A 16,361-nucleotide genomic window follows, 5' to 3' on the forward strand; every position below is an offset into this window, starting at 1 on the left:
AATAAACGCCGCATCTGTGTCCTCCTCAGGCAAAACTGTAGCGCTCAGAATGGTATTTCGACATAGGAACACCAATTTCAGCCAATGCTTTCTCAATAGCATCCATCATGATATTCGGGCCACAGATAAAATACTCATGGCTGGCATAGGGGGGCGGCAAGTACCGCTTAAAAATCTCAGCATCAATGAAGCCTTTCTCTCCCGTCCAGTCTGGCGATGGGTTGGATAAGACATGCACCACTTGCAGATTTAGCCGTGATTGTAAGGCATCCAATTCTTCACGAAATGTAATGGACTCCCAATCTTTACTACCGTAAAGCAGAAGTGCAGGGCGCTGATCACCTTGGTCAGCCAATGTCCGTAGCATGCTCATCATCGGGGTTATTCCAACACCACCGGCGACCAAAACATGCATGTCAGCTGGATTGCCCAAGGTGAATGCGCCATAGGGGCCATCCAGATAAACGCGTTGTCCGACAGGGATGTTATCAATATTACGGGTGAAATCCCCTAAGTTACGGATCGACATTTCAACACGCCCATCACTCACTTCGGCACTGGAGGAGAAGGAAAAAGGGTGTCCAGTGATATTGAATGGGCTGCCCCAGACGGTGAGCCAACCAAATTGACCGGGGGTAAAACGAAAACCTTCGTGGCCTTGTGGTGCCATCACCAGTGTCGTGGTGTCTCCGCGCTCTTGGCGAACGTCCACCACCTGATAGGGGCGGCGTAAGATAAAGAGTGGTTTAACGATACGGACATACAGCAGCAAGCCAAACCAAAAAAGAATCAGTCCAATCCACAGCGCTTTTTTTAATGGATCGTCGAGGTAAAAGCCCCAACCCACCATATGCGCAATTCCCGCAATAACGGCAACTACAGCCAGAATGATATGAGATAAGTGCCAGATTTCATAACGGATTTTTAATTGCACTCGCCACAATGCGGTAATAACTAAAGCAATTAGCGAATAAGTAGAGAGTGCTGCAAAACGGGCGCGCCACGGAGCTTCAAAGGAGTTGAGCAAAGCCAGTAATTCCGGACGAACAACAAATAGGATAATGGGGTGCGCAATAACCAATCCAACGGCGATCAGCGAAATGCGTCGGTGGAAGTGGTAAATAATATCCTCGCCCCAAGGCTCAGTGACGTATCGAAAACGCGCCGTCAGGCCAAATTGCAACCCCATAATGGCTAAACCGGCATAACCGAGTGCGATAGAAAGTTCAGTCCAGAAATCTCGGGCTGGGGGCAATGTCCCTGTCAATAACGCCAACAGCGGAGCCAAAATAAAAAATAGGTATACCGCAATCCAAACGGTACTACGCCATGCATAGGTCGACATACTTTTCACGCCAGAATAATGAATTACATATCGATAAGTATACTAAGTGAAATCACAGATAACCATTCATTAACATATGATTAATAAATGACTTAACGCGGGTCATTCTTCACCAGAATAGCTTTTCCATCGCAAATGTCACTTCTCCATCGCGACTAAACCCATGATTGAGTTACTTAGCTTAACTATCGATTGCATTATGCAGTTTTTTAGTATGATTTTTTTGATCAACATATTCTATTTAATCATTTTTTTATTTTTACACTTTAATACTATTAGAATTTAAATGATATTCTATTTATTTAAATATATGTTTAATGTTATTTAAGATTACGCGAATTTACTGTCCGCTATTTTTAATGTGAAATGAATTCTATCACCAACAATATCAATGTCTTTAGTGTTTTTTTATGTAATCCAAAAAATAAATAATTTATTTTTTAAATAAAATCAAATAGATAAAAAGTGACATAATTATTTTTTTATTGGCGTAAATATTAATTCCCACATGTAAATAAAAAAACACATACGCTATTAAATATATTTAATACTAATGGGTAGCGCATTTGTTTTTTACAACCATTATATATCCGAGCTAACTCTCTACCTTAAATTAGATAGAAAGTTTGTTTAGTTGTCTCGATTATCAATCCTATTGAATATTATATTAGAGGCATTATAAGCATGAAAACTAATAAGACATTTACACCTGAAAGTGAAAAAGCGGCATTATTCTTAATAGATCAAATCATGAGCTATAGCTATCAGGCGGCACTTCGAGCCGCAGCACTTGTCGGGGTTGCCGACCATCTTTTAGACAAGCCAAAAACAACCAAAGAGCTTGCGCAAGAAATGGGGGTTGAGGAGCAACCTTTACATCGTGTGATGCGGTTACTGGCGACTCGTGATGTCTTTAAAGAAGTTGACGGACAACGATTTGAGTTGACTCCCGCAGCAGAGCTTCTCTGTAAATCTTCGCCTCATTCACTGCGTGGTGCTGTTTTAATGCTGACGGATGAAACCTTTTGGCGTCCTTTAGGCATCATTGCCGAAAGTGTTCAGGGTCATTCTGCCTTTAAGAAAATCTTCGGTACTTCTTTCTTCGAGTATTGGTCAAACCCAGAGAATCACACCCCTGACAGAGATTTCCACGCGGGTATGTCTTCGATGTCCTGGGTGGAAAACCCGTGTTTGGTGCGTAGTTACGATTTCCCGAAAAATGCGACGGTGGTGGATGTGGCTGGGGGGATGGGGGGCCTACTGTTGAGCGTGTTGCAAGCGAATCCCACTCTCCACGGTATTTTATTCGATCGCGAACCCGTTGTGGCAAGAACCCGTCTGGGTGAATTAGGGGATGACTCACGCTGGAAACTCCAATCGGGTAGTTTCTTCGAGTCATGCCCGCCAGCCGATATTTATATGCTGAAATATATCGTCCATGACTGGCCAGATGAAAAGTCAGCCGAGATATTGCACAACTGCCGCAAGGCCATGCAACCGAATGGCAAAGTGCTCATTATGGATACCATCATTCCAGAAGGTAACCGTCCACACTTCGGTAAAACTATGGATATTCTCATGTTGGCCAGTTTTGATGGTGGGAGAGAGCGCACTGAGACTGAATTAAAAGCGCTGCTTGCCAAGGCTGATCTGAAAATCAATCGCATCATAGAGACCGGGAGTTATCTGTCTATTATTGAAGCTGTTGCGCGTTAACGATATCACTCTCCTCGCCCCTAATAGAAAAAGGGGGCGGGGATTTAATACGGTGATGTTTTAGCCAGCACCATGATATGCCCCCCTCTTTACCGCTAACGGCGTCTTATTATTCTATTTTCCTACAGCTTGTGGGAAAAATCGTTATCTCTCCACAATAGCGCTGCCCGTGTTTTTTTTTGAAATGATTTTTTATTTATCAATGAAATACAATGAGTTAATTTTTTTGGGGGTCAATATAAAAATCTACTCAATGTGTCATGGCGGCGACTTACTCCACAGATTAATCAGAAGACTGACAATGTAATCTGTTCATCACAAGAATAGATCGGTATCATCCCATCACTAGTAATGCAAATCATTAGCGTTAGCACTCAAGGATATTTACATCCCCACTTTTCAGGAGAGAAAATGCGATTACGTTTAGCTTTATTTTCATCATTACTGGCAGTTACTGCTGTCATTACCGGATGTGATGATTCATCGAAGACCTCTGAAGAAACATCAAAAATAAGTATTGAACATGCGCAGGGAACCACTCAGGTTCCACTAAATCCGCAAAAAGTTATCATACTGAATCCATCAGTCTTGGATACCGCTGACGCTCTGCACATTAAAGTTGCTGGTGTCCCGCAGACGAGTACTCATCTCCCCGAATTCTTATCCAAGTACAGTGGCTCAGAGTATCTGAATGCCGGGACATTATTTGAACCGGATTATGAAGCATTGAGTCAGGCTAAACCTGATTTGATCATTGCTGGTGGTCGTGCTCAAGATGCTTATGACAAACTTAGCGCTATTGCACCGACTATCGCTCTTGATGTTGATACTCAGCATTTCACCCAAAGCTTGACGCATCGCACTGAGCAATTGGCGTCCATCTTTGGTAAAGAAGCAGAGGCAAAAACGCTGCTGGATAACTTCACCTCTCAGATAAATACCATCAAGCAAAAATCCGCCAACGCAGGTTCAGCTATGGTCTTAATGATCAGTGGTGGCAAGATGTCGGCTTACACGCCCGGCTCCCGTTTCGGTTTTGTTTTTGACGAATTAGGGTTTACGCCAGCGGCAACCTTCACTGAAACAGGCCGTCACGGGAATGTCGTGACCTCTGAATTTATCCTCAATGCTAACCCTGAATGGCTATTTGTTCTGGATCGCGATAATGCCATTGGACGTGCTGAAGGCCAATCTGCACAGCAGATTCTGGATAATCCGCTGATTCGTAAAACCAAAGCATGGCAAAACAATCACATTATTTATCTCGACTCAGCCTCGCTTTATATTGCCGGTGGTGTGCAGAGCTATACGCAACTGATGGATAAAATTAACACAGTGCTGGATAAACAAACCGCGGCGCAGTAATTCTCACTAATGAAAAATCTTAGCTTTATTACCGGCCTGGTTATTTTACTGGGCCTGATGGTATGCAGCCTGTTTATTGGTGCTGGGAATGTCACATTTTCCGAGGTTTGGTCTGACCCGGAGATGCGCGATATCTTTGTGATAAGCCGTGTACCGCGAACTCTGGCATTGGTTTTGGCGGGCAGCGCAATGAGTGTTGCCGGGCTTATCATGCAGATGCTGACTCAAAACCGTTTTGTCGAACCCTCTATCGCGGGGACAACGCAGTCCGCCAGCCTAGGTCTATTGTTGGTGATGGTGTTTAGCCCTGCGGCACCGGTGATGGTTAAGATGCTGGTGGCTACGGTATTTGCGATGGGTGGAACCGCACTTTTCATGCTGTTGCTCGCACGAATGAGAATGAAATCGGCGCTGATGGTACCGCTGACCGGCATTATGCTGGGCGCGGTATTCAGTGCCGTGACAACTTTCTTGGCAATGGAGTTTGATCTGCTGCAATCGCTGGGGAGTTGGGAATCGGGTGATTTCTCCGGAGTATTACAGGGTCGCTATGAACTGTTATGGATAGTCGGCGCATTAACCCTGATTGCCTGTCTCATTGCCGATCGCTTTACCGTTGCTGGGATGGGGCGTGACTTTTCTGTCAATGTTGGCCTTAACTATCAGCGCGTTATGCTCATGGGAATGTCCATTATTGCCATTATTAGTGGTGTGGTGGTGGTGGTCATAGGCGTGCTGCCTTTCTTGGGATTGATAGTGCCTAATATTGTCAGTATGGCAATGGGCGATAATCTACGCCGTACTATTCCTTGGGTGGCGTTGTGTGGCGGTGGTTTGGTGGTGTTGTGCGACATTATTGGTCGGTTAGTCAGCTATCCGTTTGAAATACCTGCCAGCGTTATTCTGGGCGCGATTGGTGCGTTCGTGTTCCTGTTATTAATTGTTAGGACAAAACGTCATGCAGGCTAATGAACATTCTTCAACAGGCGCTCTGGCCCACGAGAAAAATAAAACATTAAGCCTCCCAGCAAAGCGGCTCATGTTATTGAGTTTTATTGCTCTTGGTGCAATCGTTTTGTTTATGACAATTAATCTCAGGGGCAATATTCACTATGTACTGGTGCATCGCGGTCTTATTTTAGCCACGATGTTATTGGTCGCATTTGCTGCTGGTATTGCCACTGTCTTATTCCAAACCGTCACCAATAACCGTATTTTGACGCCCTCGGTTATGGGGCTTGAAGCACTCTTTATCCTGATACAAACCCTGTTGATATTTTTTGTCGATGCCAACGGGTTTAGGGTGTTAGGCATTACTGGTAAGTTTCTTTGCGAGTCGGCGTTGCTCCTGCTGTTCTCGGTATTTCTTTATCGTTGGTTACTGACAGGTGTTGGCATTAACCTGCATAAGGTGCTGCTGGTTGGGTTGGTGTGCGGTACGCTGTTTCGTAGTTTATCTAGCCTGATGCAGCGCCTGCTTTCCCCTGGCGAGTTTGCCATATTGCAGGGAAGGGTATTTGCGACTTTCACGCGAGCGGCACCAGAAATTATTGCCCTGTCTACTGGGATAATTATTATCGTGGGTATTGTTGTTTGGCGCATGCGCCATTGCCTCGATGTTATTGCGCTGGGCAGAAACACTGCGATTAATCTGGGCGTTGCTTACCAGAAAAAAATAACCGCAATTTTGCTGCTGGTTTCATTGCTGGTGGCTATCTCTACCGCACTTGTCGGGCCATTGACATTTTTAGGTCTACTGATCGCGAATCTGGCTTACCCCATTGTTGGCTCGTTCCGACATCAATATTTGCTACCGGGTGTTTTTTTACTGGGCGCGATTACGTTGGTTGGTGGGCAATTGATTCTCGAACGCTTACTGAATATGTCGGGAACACTGTCAGTGGTGATTGAGTTTGTGGGTGGTGCGCTATTTATTTATCTTTTAATAAAAAAGGCTCCGGTGTGATTGAAATAACTGACATATATAAAAAATACCAAGACACATTGGTACTCGATAATATAAATGAGAATATACCTTCGGGTGGAATTACCTCAATTATTGGGCCTAATGGTGCCGGAAAGTCTACATTGCTGTCGATTATGAGCCGTTTACTGACGCCAGATCTTGGCAGCGTAATGTTTAATGGGCTGGATGTGGCGAAAACCTCTGGGGATAAGCTGGCGACTATTTTGTCTGTTTTACGTCAAGAGAATCATTTTACCAGCCGGCTGACCGTTTCAGATTTAGTTGGTTTTGGTCGCTACCCCTATTCTAAAGGTCGGCTCAATGAAAACGATCGCCAACATATTGATGCAGCAATGGAATTCCTCAATCTGATGCCGCTAAAAGACCGCTATCTTGATGAGCTTTCCGGTGGGCAACGGCAGCGGGCTTATGTTGCCATGGTTCTTTGTCAGGATACGAAATATATCCTGTTGGATGAACCACTGAATAATTTGGATATGAAACATTGCGTCGCGATGATGAAACAATTACGTCGTGCGGCAGATGAGCTGAATAAAACCATCATACTGGTCATTCACGATATCAACTTCGCTTCTGCCTATTCTGACCATATTATTGCAATGAAAGACGGTGCGGTTATTTATCGTGGGGCGCCAGAAGAAATTATGAAACCTGATGTTCTTGAAGCGATCTTTGATATCAAAATCAGAATAGAAAAAGTGCAAGATCAGCACATTGCGATTTATTATCGTTAAGAGACTGAATGTGACTTTTCTGCTATTCGTGGCAAACGAATCCGCCACGAATAGCGGAGAACATTAGATTGGTGCGTATTCACCAGTGCCTTCTGGCCAAGGTGTCAGTAAATCATACCCTGTCTCTGTCACCGCAATGGTATGTTCCCACTGTGCTGAAAGAGAGCGGTCTTTGGTAACAACCGTCCAGCCATCGGAAAGGACGCTGGTTGCCGCTTTACCGGCATTAATCATCGGTTCAATGGTGAAAATCATTCCTGCCTTCAGCGGCATTCCTGCTCCCGGTGTACCGTAGTGCAGTATTTGCGGGTCGGTATGATATTCCTGCCCGACACCGTGACCACAATACTCCCTCACGACAGAAAATCCTGCGCTCTCAGCCACTTGTTGAATGGCCGCCCCGATATCTCCCAGCGTGGCTCCCGGACGTACGACCTTAATACCCGCAACCATGGATAAATAAGTAATATCGACCAATCGTTTAGCTCTGACGGATGGCTCGCCGACAAAGTACATTCTGCTAGTATCGCCATACCAGCCGTCTTTAATGATGGCGACATCAATATTAACAATATCGCCTTTTTTGAGTTTTTTATCCGATGGGATCCCGTGGCAAACCACGTGATTTACAGAAGTACAAACCGTGCGGGTATACCCGTGATAACCAATGTTGGCAGGGATAACCTTTAGCTCATCCACAATATAATCGTGACACAACTGGTCAATTTCATCCGTCGTGATGCCCGCGCGGACATATGGCGTGATCATTTCCAGTACTTTTGCTGCGGCCTGGCCTGCGGCACGGGCCATCTCAATCTCTGCTGGTGAGTGGATTTTGACATCTGTCATTGCGCGTTCTCTTCTTTATCAAACGTATGAGTTTCATTTTGGATGATTCTGGCAATGTCAGCTCCGCCTCGTAATTCAGCTTGAACCAATGCCCGCGCAAGCTCATGGTGGCTCAACTGTGGATATAGCTCGGCCAACATGCCCATTTTGAGCCAGTGTTCAGCCTGTGCATTAATTGACCGGCTCATAGCATTACTGGCAATGCGAAGGTTCTCATGCATTAGATCGGAGATTTTAACAATGCCCATAAAGCACCTATACGAAACATATATGTTATGTATATTGCCATAGAGGGAAATAAAATTCACCTATCAAAAACAAAAACGCGGCTGCCCGCTTTCTATCTCGCGAGGATAAGAGATCTATCACTATTTCTGGTTAGCTTTTGACATAAAAATAAGTTGTTACAAGAGAATATGATCTATGATCGAGTGCGCAGCCCTCTGATTATTCATTGGAGGAACAGTTCCTACAGGAGAATTCTATGTCTCATATGCCACTCATTAAGCTCCCCTCCACGCATTCTGAAGGTTGCCTCTGCCATAGCCCTGCATTTGTACGCATCAATACTGTTTTTTCCCAGAAAGCGGCTCAATCCGCCCCCATTACTGCGGCCACTGTGGCTGCTGCGGTGCCGGGCACAAAACGACAAAAAAGAGATGTGGCGGCTAATGCTGTGCGCGTGATGGCGTTTACGAATGTTCGTATTTTTGATGGTGTTTCAGACCATTTGCGGGATGGATTGCGGGTCGTGGTAGAAGGCAACAAGATCAAATCGGTAGAGCCAGTGGGTACAGCGCTACCGCCAGATGTTGAGCTGATTGATGGTGGTGGTGGTGTACTGATGCCAGGGCTGATTGATGCGCACTGGCACGCGATAATGGCTCGTCCATCCATGATGACTGCGATGACAGCCGATTTTAACTATATTCAGGCCCTGGCCATTGCCGAAGCTGACGCCACATTGATGCGTGGTTTTACCACAGTGCGTGATATGGGCGGGCCGGTTTTTGGACTAAAACGTGCGATTGATGAACATGTTGCCATCGGGCCGCGCATCTTCCCATCGGGGGCCTTTATCACCCAAACCGGTGGGCATGGCGATTTCCGCCTGATTGGTGAGTTGCCCCATACGCCATCGGACCCTCTTAGCTACGCCGAGCGCGTGGGAATGACGGCGATTGCTGACGGTGCCGATCAGGTGCTATTGCGTGCCAGAGAACAACTGATGCGAGGGGCATCGCAACTTAAATATATGGCAGGCGGGGGGGTGGCTTCCATGTATGACTCCATCAGCGTGACGGAAGGGTCGGTGCCAGAGATTCAGGCAGCAGTCACTGCCGCAGACAATTGGGGCACCTATGTCACGGTTCACGCCTATACTGCACGAGCTGTCACCATGGCTATCAAAGGCGGTGTTAAATGTATTGAGCACGGCCAATTGGTGGATGAAGAAACGGTGCAATTGATGGCTGAAAAGGGTATCTGGTGGAGTTTGCAGCCTTTCCTTGATGACGAGGATGCAGTGCCAATGGCAAGCCCGGCCTCACGTGCCAAGCAGCTCGAAATGGTTGCTGGCACTGATAATGCTTATATGCTGGCGAAAAAATATAACATCAAAACAGCGTGGGGCACCGATACGCTATTTGATGCGCGATTAGCCACAAGACAGGGTGCGCAATTGGCTAAACTGACTCGCTGGTATACACCGCTTGAAGTGCTCAAGATGGCGACCAGTGTTAATGCCGAACTTTGTGCCTTTTCTGGCCCAAGAAACCCCTATCCCGGTAAGTTGGGCGTGGTGGAGAATGGGGCGCTGGCTGACTTGATTTTGGTTGATGGTGATCCCCTCACTGATATTCAACTTCTTGCCCAACCAGAGACAGCATTCCGCGTAATAATGAAAGATGGGCAAATTTTCAAAAATACTCTGGGAGGCGGCAGTTGATTTCTTTCAAGCACTTAGGTTCCGATAATCAGCATCAATGGCGTAAGTCATGGTTGCTGTTATCGGCAATTGCCCTGAGTGGCTGCACCAGAGCAGAGGCTCCCTCTTTTGCGCTATTGGGTTCCTATTTCCCTTCTTGGCTGGCTTGCGCTTTTATTGGCATCATCGCGGCGGTGATTGCACGTGTCCTGTTTATTCGTATTGGTATTGACGAGGTGTTGCCATGGCGGTTGTTGGTCTATGTCTGTCTGGCGCTTGCCGTGGCATTCATGTGTTCCCTACTACTCTTTGCGCGATGAATGGTGAATATGAATAAGCTACAGGGGAGTGGGCGCAAGCGGCAACTGGCATTGATTGTTGCCGGGATTATCATTGTGGTGGCCGCCATCACTGGATGGCTTTCCGTGCGGCAAACCACGTTGAATCCGTTGTCTGAAGATGCGGAACTGGGGGCGAGTGTGGTGCATGTGGTCAGCTCGGTTCCTGGTCGAATTATCTCGATTAATGTCGAGGAAAATAGCAAAGTCCGGCGAGGTGACCTGCTGTTTACTATTGAGCAGGATATTTATCGTTTGCGTGTTGAACAGGCGCAAGCGGAGCTGAAAATGGCCGAGGCCGCTCGAGATACTCAACAAAGAACTGTGGTGGCTGAACAGTCCAATGCTGCGATTACGGATGAACAGATTGTCCGGGCGCGCGCCAATCTTAAATTGGCCACTCAGACACTGGCACGACTACAGCCACTGTTACCTAAAGGCTATGTAACGGCGCAGCAGGTTGATGATGCGGCGACGGCAAAACATGATGCCGAGGTCAGCCTGAAGCAAGCATTAAAACAGTCTTTTGCTGCTGAAGCTTTGGTGAGCACCACGGCTGCATCTGAGGCGCTCGTGGTTGCTCGTCGCGCGGCACTGGCTATGGCAGAGCGAGAACTGGCAAACACACAAGTTCGCGCACCTCATGATGGCCGCGTGGTGGGGTTGACGGTCTCTACCGGGGAGTTTGTCATCCCGGATCAGGCTATTTTTACCCTCATCAATACTGAGCATTGGCACGCGTCGGCATTTTTCCGTGAAACTGAGCTAAAGAATATCAAGGTCGGTGATTGTGCCACGGTGTATGTCATGGCAGACCGTCAACGGGCGATTCAGGGAAGGGTCGAGGGGATTGGATGGGGGGTCAGTTCTGAAGATTTGCTCAATATTCCTCGTGGGCTGCCTTATGTGCCGAAGTCACTGAATTGGGTTCGTGTTGTTCAACGCTTCCCTGTTCGTATCAGTCTGGATAATCCACCAGAAGATCTGATGCGTATTGGTGCGACAGCTGTGGTTATCGTGCGAAATGACGATGGTTGCTGACGGTACGCTTGGCGGCATGATCCGTCAGGCAAGAGCGGATCTGGCCTTTTTCCCCGGGCGAATTGCCATGGCTTGGCGTGTTGCGGCGCTATGTGCCCTGATGGCGATGGTCGCGATGGTTTATGGCATTCCAGAATCTGCGATTAGCTGCTATCTCATCATCTTCGTAATGAAACCGGATGGTGTTGAGAGCATGGTGATGGCTATTGCTATTACGGTGTTGGTCTCGCTGGTGGTCGGATTGGTGTTTCTGCTTATCCATTTCACGCTGGAAGCAGCACCTCTGCGTATGGCTGCTTTGATTGTTAGTTCGTTCTTATTCCTCTATCTGGGATCAGCGAGCAAACTTGGCCCTGCCGGTAGTATTATTGCGCTGGTTATCGCTTTTGTGATGACGTTACTGAGTGATATTCCTATGGGGGAAGTGGCGACGCGCGGGCTGCTCTATGCTTGGTTAATGGCGGTCGCCCCGATGTTGCTCATCATTGGATTTAATCTTTTTCTTGGCCGAGCGCCGCAGCGATTGTTACGCGCCAGTTTATCCGAGCGATTAATGACGGTGGCCGAAGCGTTGCGTGAACCCAATGCCATCAATATGTCCAAGGTGGCGGACCTACTAGAGGAAGGGCAAAATGAGCATCAGCAGCGGGCGCTCTTTGTGCGTATTTTTCATCTACGGCCCTCTGCTGAGGCGGCTTGGCTCGACAGCGCAGTAAAAAACAGTTATCGGCTGCTATTGGCGACATCTATTTTACCCGCCACCACACCTGAAAATGTACGTCTGGAGCTTGCCGCTTATTGCGCTCGCGCGGGTGAAGCGGTTGCGGGGGGGGCGTTGGGGGTTACCCCCACATTGACTACTGACGCGACAGGCGATGAAATCGCTGAAATCAGAAACGCGCTGATTGCGCTGGCTAACGGCGACAATCAACCCGATCCTGATGCACCGAAAGACACCTTCTTTGCAGCCGATGCGCTCACTAACCCTGTTCATCAACGTTTTGCACTAAAGACCACGGCAGCGGCCCTTATCTGTTATTTGGTTTACACCGCGTTGGATTGGCAGGACATCCATACTGCCATGATCACTTGTTATGTGGCTGCGCTAGGCACCACGGGTGAGACCGTACATAAGCTGGTATTGCGGATTATCGGTTGCTTGATTGGTGCATTGATGGGGGTACTGGCGATCATTTTCATCATTCCCTATATGAATGAGATTGGGCAATTGATGGCGCTTGTATTTGGTGGCGTGATTTTGGCGGCGTGGGTGTCGTGTGGTAACGAACGTATCGCTTATGCGGGGGTACAGGTCGGGTTGGCTTTTCTGCTTACGGTATTACAAGGCTTCGGGCCGAGCACTGATATGGGCGTGGCACTCGACAGGGTGATAGGTATCCTGCTGGGTAACTTAGTGGTGTATTTGATTTTCACCCGATTATGGCCGGTGGCGATTGCCGATGCGGTACGCGCTCGTATCAATAAAGCGCTAACAGGATTGACTCATTTGGCGGCTTTACCCTCCAATGCACGGCCAGCGCTGTTGCGAGAAGCCACTACAGTTGAAGCTGAGATAACCAGCGCACGAGAAGAGTTGGCTCTGGTTCCCTTTGAGCCAAGGCAATTGCGCCCCTCACGTGAAGAGTGCGCCCGTTTACAGGCAATATTGCTGGAAATAGGGAGATTATGCCCAACACTGTATCTCTCTACTGAAAAATCGTTGTCAGACGTTGAACAACTGCGCCGGCTCTCGGCAGGTGACGCCTCCTCCCCCTTAGTGAATGAACAAAAACAGAAAAGTGAATATTCACTGCAAGCGTTATCGCCAATTGAGCTGACTATTCAACAACGCATAAAGCGACTTGAGGAACTTCTGGGAAATTGATGACATGATGACGCACGCTGTACTGACGGCCCGGATAGCCAAAATAAGTCTGACTTGCACGGCAATGGGGTTGAGCATGTTAATGGCCGGTTGTGCCACTGATCGCTTGGATCTTGCTCCAACATCGTATTCTGAGCCTTGGACACCGGATGTGAATGCTGGAGCCTCAGTGGGGACCAGTAACTTCTCCGTACCCTCTAATCCGCAAGTGGCAGAGTTACCCCCCTCCCCAACCATAAAAAGTGAGCATATTTACTCACTACCCGAGCTTATCGATATTGCCCAGAATCAAAACCCGGATACGCGCATTGCCTGGCAGCAGGCGCGACAGGCGGCATTGGCAGTCGGGATGGGTGAGGCGATATTTTTACCGATGATTTCTGCGAGTGTCATTGGGGGTTATCAGAACACCACTACGCCGTTACCTTATGCCATCGGTGGCGAAAAGGATTTTAAAACCTCCGGGAGTGCAGTGGTTCCGGCGTTAGCACTCCAGTGGCTTATCTTTGATTTTGGGCAGCGTAGTGCATTGCTTGAGGCCGCCAAACACACCTCTTATGCTGCGAATGTGAGCTTTAATGGTATGCACCAGAAGCTTATTTACGACGTCACTCGCACCTATTTTCAATATGGTGCAGCACAAACCCAGACGCAAATTGCAGAGCAGACATTGAGCAACAGCCTCAAAATTCAGGATGCGGCAGAACAACGCAGGAAAAATGGCATTGCCACATCAGTAGAAGTCGCACTGGCTCGCCAGCAAGTCGCGCAATCTAAATTACGCAGTGTGGTTGCCAAGGGCACGGAACGCGATGCTTATCTGGCGCTGCTTGGTGCGATGGGGGTTTCACCATCGCTGGCTATTAAGGTCAGTTACGCTGAGGATCGTGCACTACCCGATGTTGCCAGCCCGCCGACAGAAAAGATGATTCGATTAGCTCTTTCTCAACGGCCAGATGTTCTTGCCAGTTATGCCGCAGCACAAGCGGCTAGCGCAGGAATCAAAGCGGCCGAGGCCGATTTCCTGCCGAAGGTCTATCTGGCAGGCGCTGTTGCTGGAGGGGATGGGCGCTTCGATATTCAAGGCCTGCCGGGTATCAGCCAGCAAACTTCATCGTCCAGCATTTTAGTCGGGGTGAGTGTACCTATTTACGATGGCGGGATACGCGCCGCCAGAGTCAAAGAGGCCGAATCTCGCGCAGCTGCCGCTGCTGAAGGGTTTAAGAAAACACAGGAGTTGGCAGTACGCGAAATTGTAGTTGCGGCTGATACATTGCGTTCTGCGCTTGAATCCAATCAGGCGGCATTAGAACTAGTGAAAACCTCGTTTATTGCTTATGACGCTGCGCTGGAGTCATACCGTAATGGTGTCGGCACAATCACGGTCGCAAATGAAGCGGCGAATGGTTTATTAAATGCTCAACAAATGAGTACGGATGCTCATGCCGCTTCTTTGGTAGCGGCAGCTAATCTGGCTTTCGTGATGGGGAAAATGACTCGCGCCTCAGAACCGCTATAGGCGCAGAATCAATAGGATTTCAGTGATGGGGGATGGAGAGCTATTTCTCGCTCTCCATCCCATCTTGTTATTTCACGAGCAGGTTTACACTTTGGGCGCAACTGACTCAAATTCAAACGGTTTTGCTGGTTGGAAATGAGATGAAACATCACCGGTATATTGCGCTGCTTGCGGAGTATTGACCTTTAGTTTTTTAACTTCACTGGATTTTGCAAAATCCATCTTATTAAAATCTACCCAAAAAGTATTTGGCATCAAGGTGGATTCAAAATAGTAAATTTTATTCTTCTGGTCGGAGAGGGTTCTCCAGCGGGTGGAAGAAATATTTGGCTCATCCGGTGTGCTGATACCATATGGGACGGATACCGAACGAATAACGCTCAGTACACTCGCTGTAGCAAGTTGCTTATCGGTATATTTTGGAATTGCGTTGATATAAAACTGTGCGCGAACAAAACGATCACTGGAACTATTGGTGCCCGGCAACATTGTTGTGCCGCCAATTCTCTGCCAATACGAATTGATGGCCAATTGTTTATCGTAGGTCGGTGAGTTAGTGACGACCTGATATTCTCGGCTGTGGTGGATATTGAGCTTACCATCAATATATTCAAAGACTGCGCTGTCACCGCTGGCATCAGACAAGGTGAGATGAATCGTACCGAGCCTCTCTTGCCCGGGGACTTTACTGGTTAATACTGTGATAGGATCATTTTTAAAATAATTAACGGCTTCATCGACGGTCGCAAAATTGTCCAGTACATACTGGCCCCATGCGGCCAGTGAGAGGTTGGGTTTGCTAGCGCTAGGTTCAGGGTATTGAGACTCTGCTAGCCACAGCATATTTGCCACTAAACCTTTCTCATTCATACCGTCAGTGGTTGCAATATTATAAGCTGCGGTGATCACGCTGCCATATTTTGAGGTCCAAACAAGGGAGTTAGGGCCAGCATTTCCGTTGCGTTCCATTCCTCGAGGAAATAACCATAAATCTGAATGAAGATCTTCTTTCCAATCCATTGAACGTGCGGTTATTACTAAATCTTCAGGCCCCAGATAAACGGCTCTAGTACAGGCGAGTGCAGTAGGAATCAGGGTAACCGTCCCGATAAAGGCTATTGCCACCGTAAAGAGTTTAGATATGCGGTTCCTATTCATGTGTGGCTTTTTCTCCTGATATTTATACTCGCCATGCTTCAAGCCGCTGGACGTGTATTGTTAGGGTGGATAACAACCTGCACATGCAATATTACAGCATATCTCACAGCAATCAATTTCCTCAGGGGCAGGGGAATCAACGCTTATATCTGTTGGTATTGATTCACTGGGGTTATTGACATCTTGATCCTGACTAAAAGTACAGAATGAGAATATCATTAATGTGAAAACTATTATGAGTTTTTTCATAAAACCTCCAAGCTATAATAATGAAAATATCATGTTAGGAATTTAATTTAAAAAGTATATTATCGATTTTTAATGCCAGTAATCGATAGCGAAAACTATAGCGGAACCGCCCTATATCTAGCGTAAGTACTCTTTTATCGATACCGTGATAATTAATTATTAAAAAATAAATAGTTTAATGACCACTAGAACATTATCGATTCACTAAAGCGCATACAATTCTAGACTGTATTTGTTGGCATGTTTAA

Annotated in this window: 14 protein-coding genes; 10 read left to right on the top strand and 4 right to left on the bottom strand. The window is 47.3% G+C overall.

All coding sequences use genetic code 11. The features are described 5' to 3' along the window. Window positions 1-25: 25 nt before the first annotated feature. Window positions 26-1,345: a ferric reductase-like transmembrane domain-containing protein gene (locus ACIOG0_RS03285; RefSeq protein WP_128451771.1), complete on the bottom strand. Its 1,320-nt coding sequence runs from the start codon at window positions 1,343-1,345 to the stop codon at window positions 26-28. 684 nt (window positions 1,346-2,029) lie between these two features. Here ACIOG0_RS03285 and ACIOG0_RS03290 point away from each other — a divergent pair. The 5 genes from ACIOG0_RS03290 (at window position 2,030) to ACIOG0_RS03310 (ending at window position 7,147) form a co-directional block, all read left to right on the top strand. Next, the gene (locus ACIOG0_RS03290) at window positions 2,030-3,061 is read left to right on the top strand and encodes a methyltransferase (protein WP_050097892.1); all 1,032 of its coding nucleotides are present in this window, start codon (window positions 2,030-2,032) and stop codon (window positions 3,059-3,061) included. Window positions 3,062-3,472: 411 nt separating this feature from the next. Then, window positions 3,473-4,426: a siderophore ABC transporter substrate-binding protein gene (locus tag ACIOG0_RS03295; protein WP_050097893.1), complete on the top strand. Its 954-nt coding sequence runs from the start codon at window positions 3,473-3,475 to the stop codon at window positions 4,424-4,426. Between the two features lie 9 nt (window positions 4,427-4,435). Next, a complete protein-coding gene (locus tag ACIOG0_RS03300) occupies window positions 4,436-5,395 on the top strand; it encodes an ABC transporter permease (RefSeq protein WP_050097894.1) in 960 nt (319 codons plus the stop codon). After that, on the top strand, window positions 5,385-6,392 hold the full coding sequence (locus tag ACIOG0_RS03305) for an iron chelate uptake ABC transporter family permease subunit (protein ID WP_050097895.1): 1,008 nt from the start codon (window positions 5,385-5,387) through the stop codon (window positions 6,390-6,392). Before ACIOG0_RS03300 ends, ACIOG0_RS03305 begins: the two co-directional genes overlap by 11 nt. Next, window positions 6,389-7,147: an ABC transporter ATP-binding protein gene (locus tag ACIOG0_RS03310; protein ID WP_050097896.1), complete on the top strand. Its 759-nt coding sequence runs from the start codon at window positions 6,389-6,391 to the stop codon at window positions 7,145-7,147. The genes ACIOG0_RS03305 and ACIOG0_RS03310 overlap by 4 nt, the downstream gene beginning before the upstream one ends. Window positions 7,148-7,210: 63 nt before the next feature. On the opposite strand, the gene map is transcribed toward ACIOG0_RS03310, so the two are convergent. Both map and ACIOG0_RS03320 read right to left on the bottom strand, forming a co-directional pair. After that, window positions 7,211-7,996: a type I methionyl aminopeptidase gene (gene map, locus ACIOG0_RS03315; protein WP_128451773.1), complete on the bottom strand. Its 786-nt coding sequence runs from the start codon at window positions 7,994-7,996 to the stop codon at window positions 7,211-7,213. Continuing rightward, entirely contained in the window at window positions 7,993-8,244 is a 252-nt protein-coding gene (locus ACIOG0_RS03320; protein ID WP_050097898.1) for a ParD-like family protein, read from the bottom strand. Before ACIOG0_RS03320 ends, map begins: the two co-directional genes overlap by 4 nt. Before the next feature lie 236 nt (window positions 8,245-8,480). Between ACIOG0_RS03320 and ACIOG0_RS03325 the strand changes: the two genes are divergently transcribed. From ACIOG0_RS03325 to ACIOG0_RS03345, 5 genes are read left to right on the top strand one after another with little or no spacing between them, the layout of a single operon-like run. Beyond that, window positions 8,481-9,944 carry an amidohydrolase family protein gene (locus tag ACIOG0_RS03325; RefSeq protein WP_050295977.1) on the top strand — a complete coding sequence of 488 codons (1,464 nt, stop codon included), beginning with the start codon at window positions 8,481-8,483 and terminating at the stop codon, window positions 9,942-9,944. Next, the gene (locus ACIOG0_RS03330) at window positions 9,941-10,243 is read left to right on the top strand and encodes a YtcA family lipoprotein (protein ID WP_230678365.1); all 303 of its coding nucleotides are present in this window, start codon (window positions 9,941-9,943) and stop codon (window positions 10,241-10,243) included. Before ACIOG0_RS03325 ends, ACIOG0_RS03330 begins: the two co-directional genes overlap by 4 nt. Before the next feature lie 9 nt (window positions 10,244-10,252). Further along, complete coding sequence (gene mdtN, locus ACIOG0_RS03335) at window positions 10,253-11,302, top strand: multidrug transporter subunit MdtN (RefSeq protein WP_050140227.1); 1,050 nt, start codon at window positions 10,253-10,255, stop codon at window positions 11,300-11,302. After that, window positions 11,286-13,187 carry an FUSC family protein gene (locus ACIOG0_RS03340; RefSeq protein WP_164908401.1) on the top strand — a complete coding sequence of 634 codons (1,902 nt, stop codon included), beginning with the start codon at window positions 11,286-11,288 and terminating at the stop codon, window positions 13,185-13,187. Before mdtN ends, ACIOG0_RS03340 begins: the two co-directional genes overlap by 17 nt. 4 nt (window positions 13,188-13,191) lie before the next feature. Then, on the top strand, window positions 13,192-14,706 hold the full coding sequence (locus ACIOG0_RS03345) for a TolC family protein (RefSeq protein WP_128451774.1): 1,515 nt from the start codon (window positions 13,192-13,194) through the stop codon (window positions 14,704-14,706). Between the two features lie 84 nt (window positions 14,707-14,790). On the opposite strand, the gene ACIOG0_RS03350 is transcribed toward ACIOG0_RS03345, so the two are convergent. Then, window positions 14,791-15,864 carry a linear amide C-N hydrolase gene (locus ACIOG0_RS03350; protein WP_050097902.1) on the bottom strand — a complete coding sequence of 358 codons (1,074 nt, stop codon included), beginning with the start codon at window positions 15,862-15,864 and terminating at the stop codon, window positions 14,791-14,793. Window positions 15,865-16,361 lie beyond the last annotated feature (497 nt).

Origin of the sequence: Yersinia vastinensis (genome assembly GCF_044905075.1) — a bacterium.
Taxonomy (GTDB): domain Bacteria; phylum Pseudomonadota; class Gammaproteobacteria; order Enterobacterales; family Enterobacteriaceae; genus Yersinia; species Yersinia vastinensis.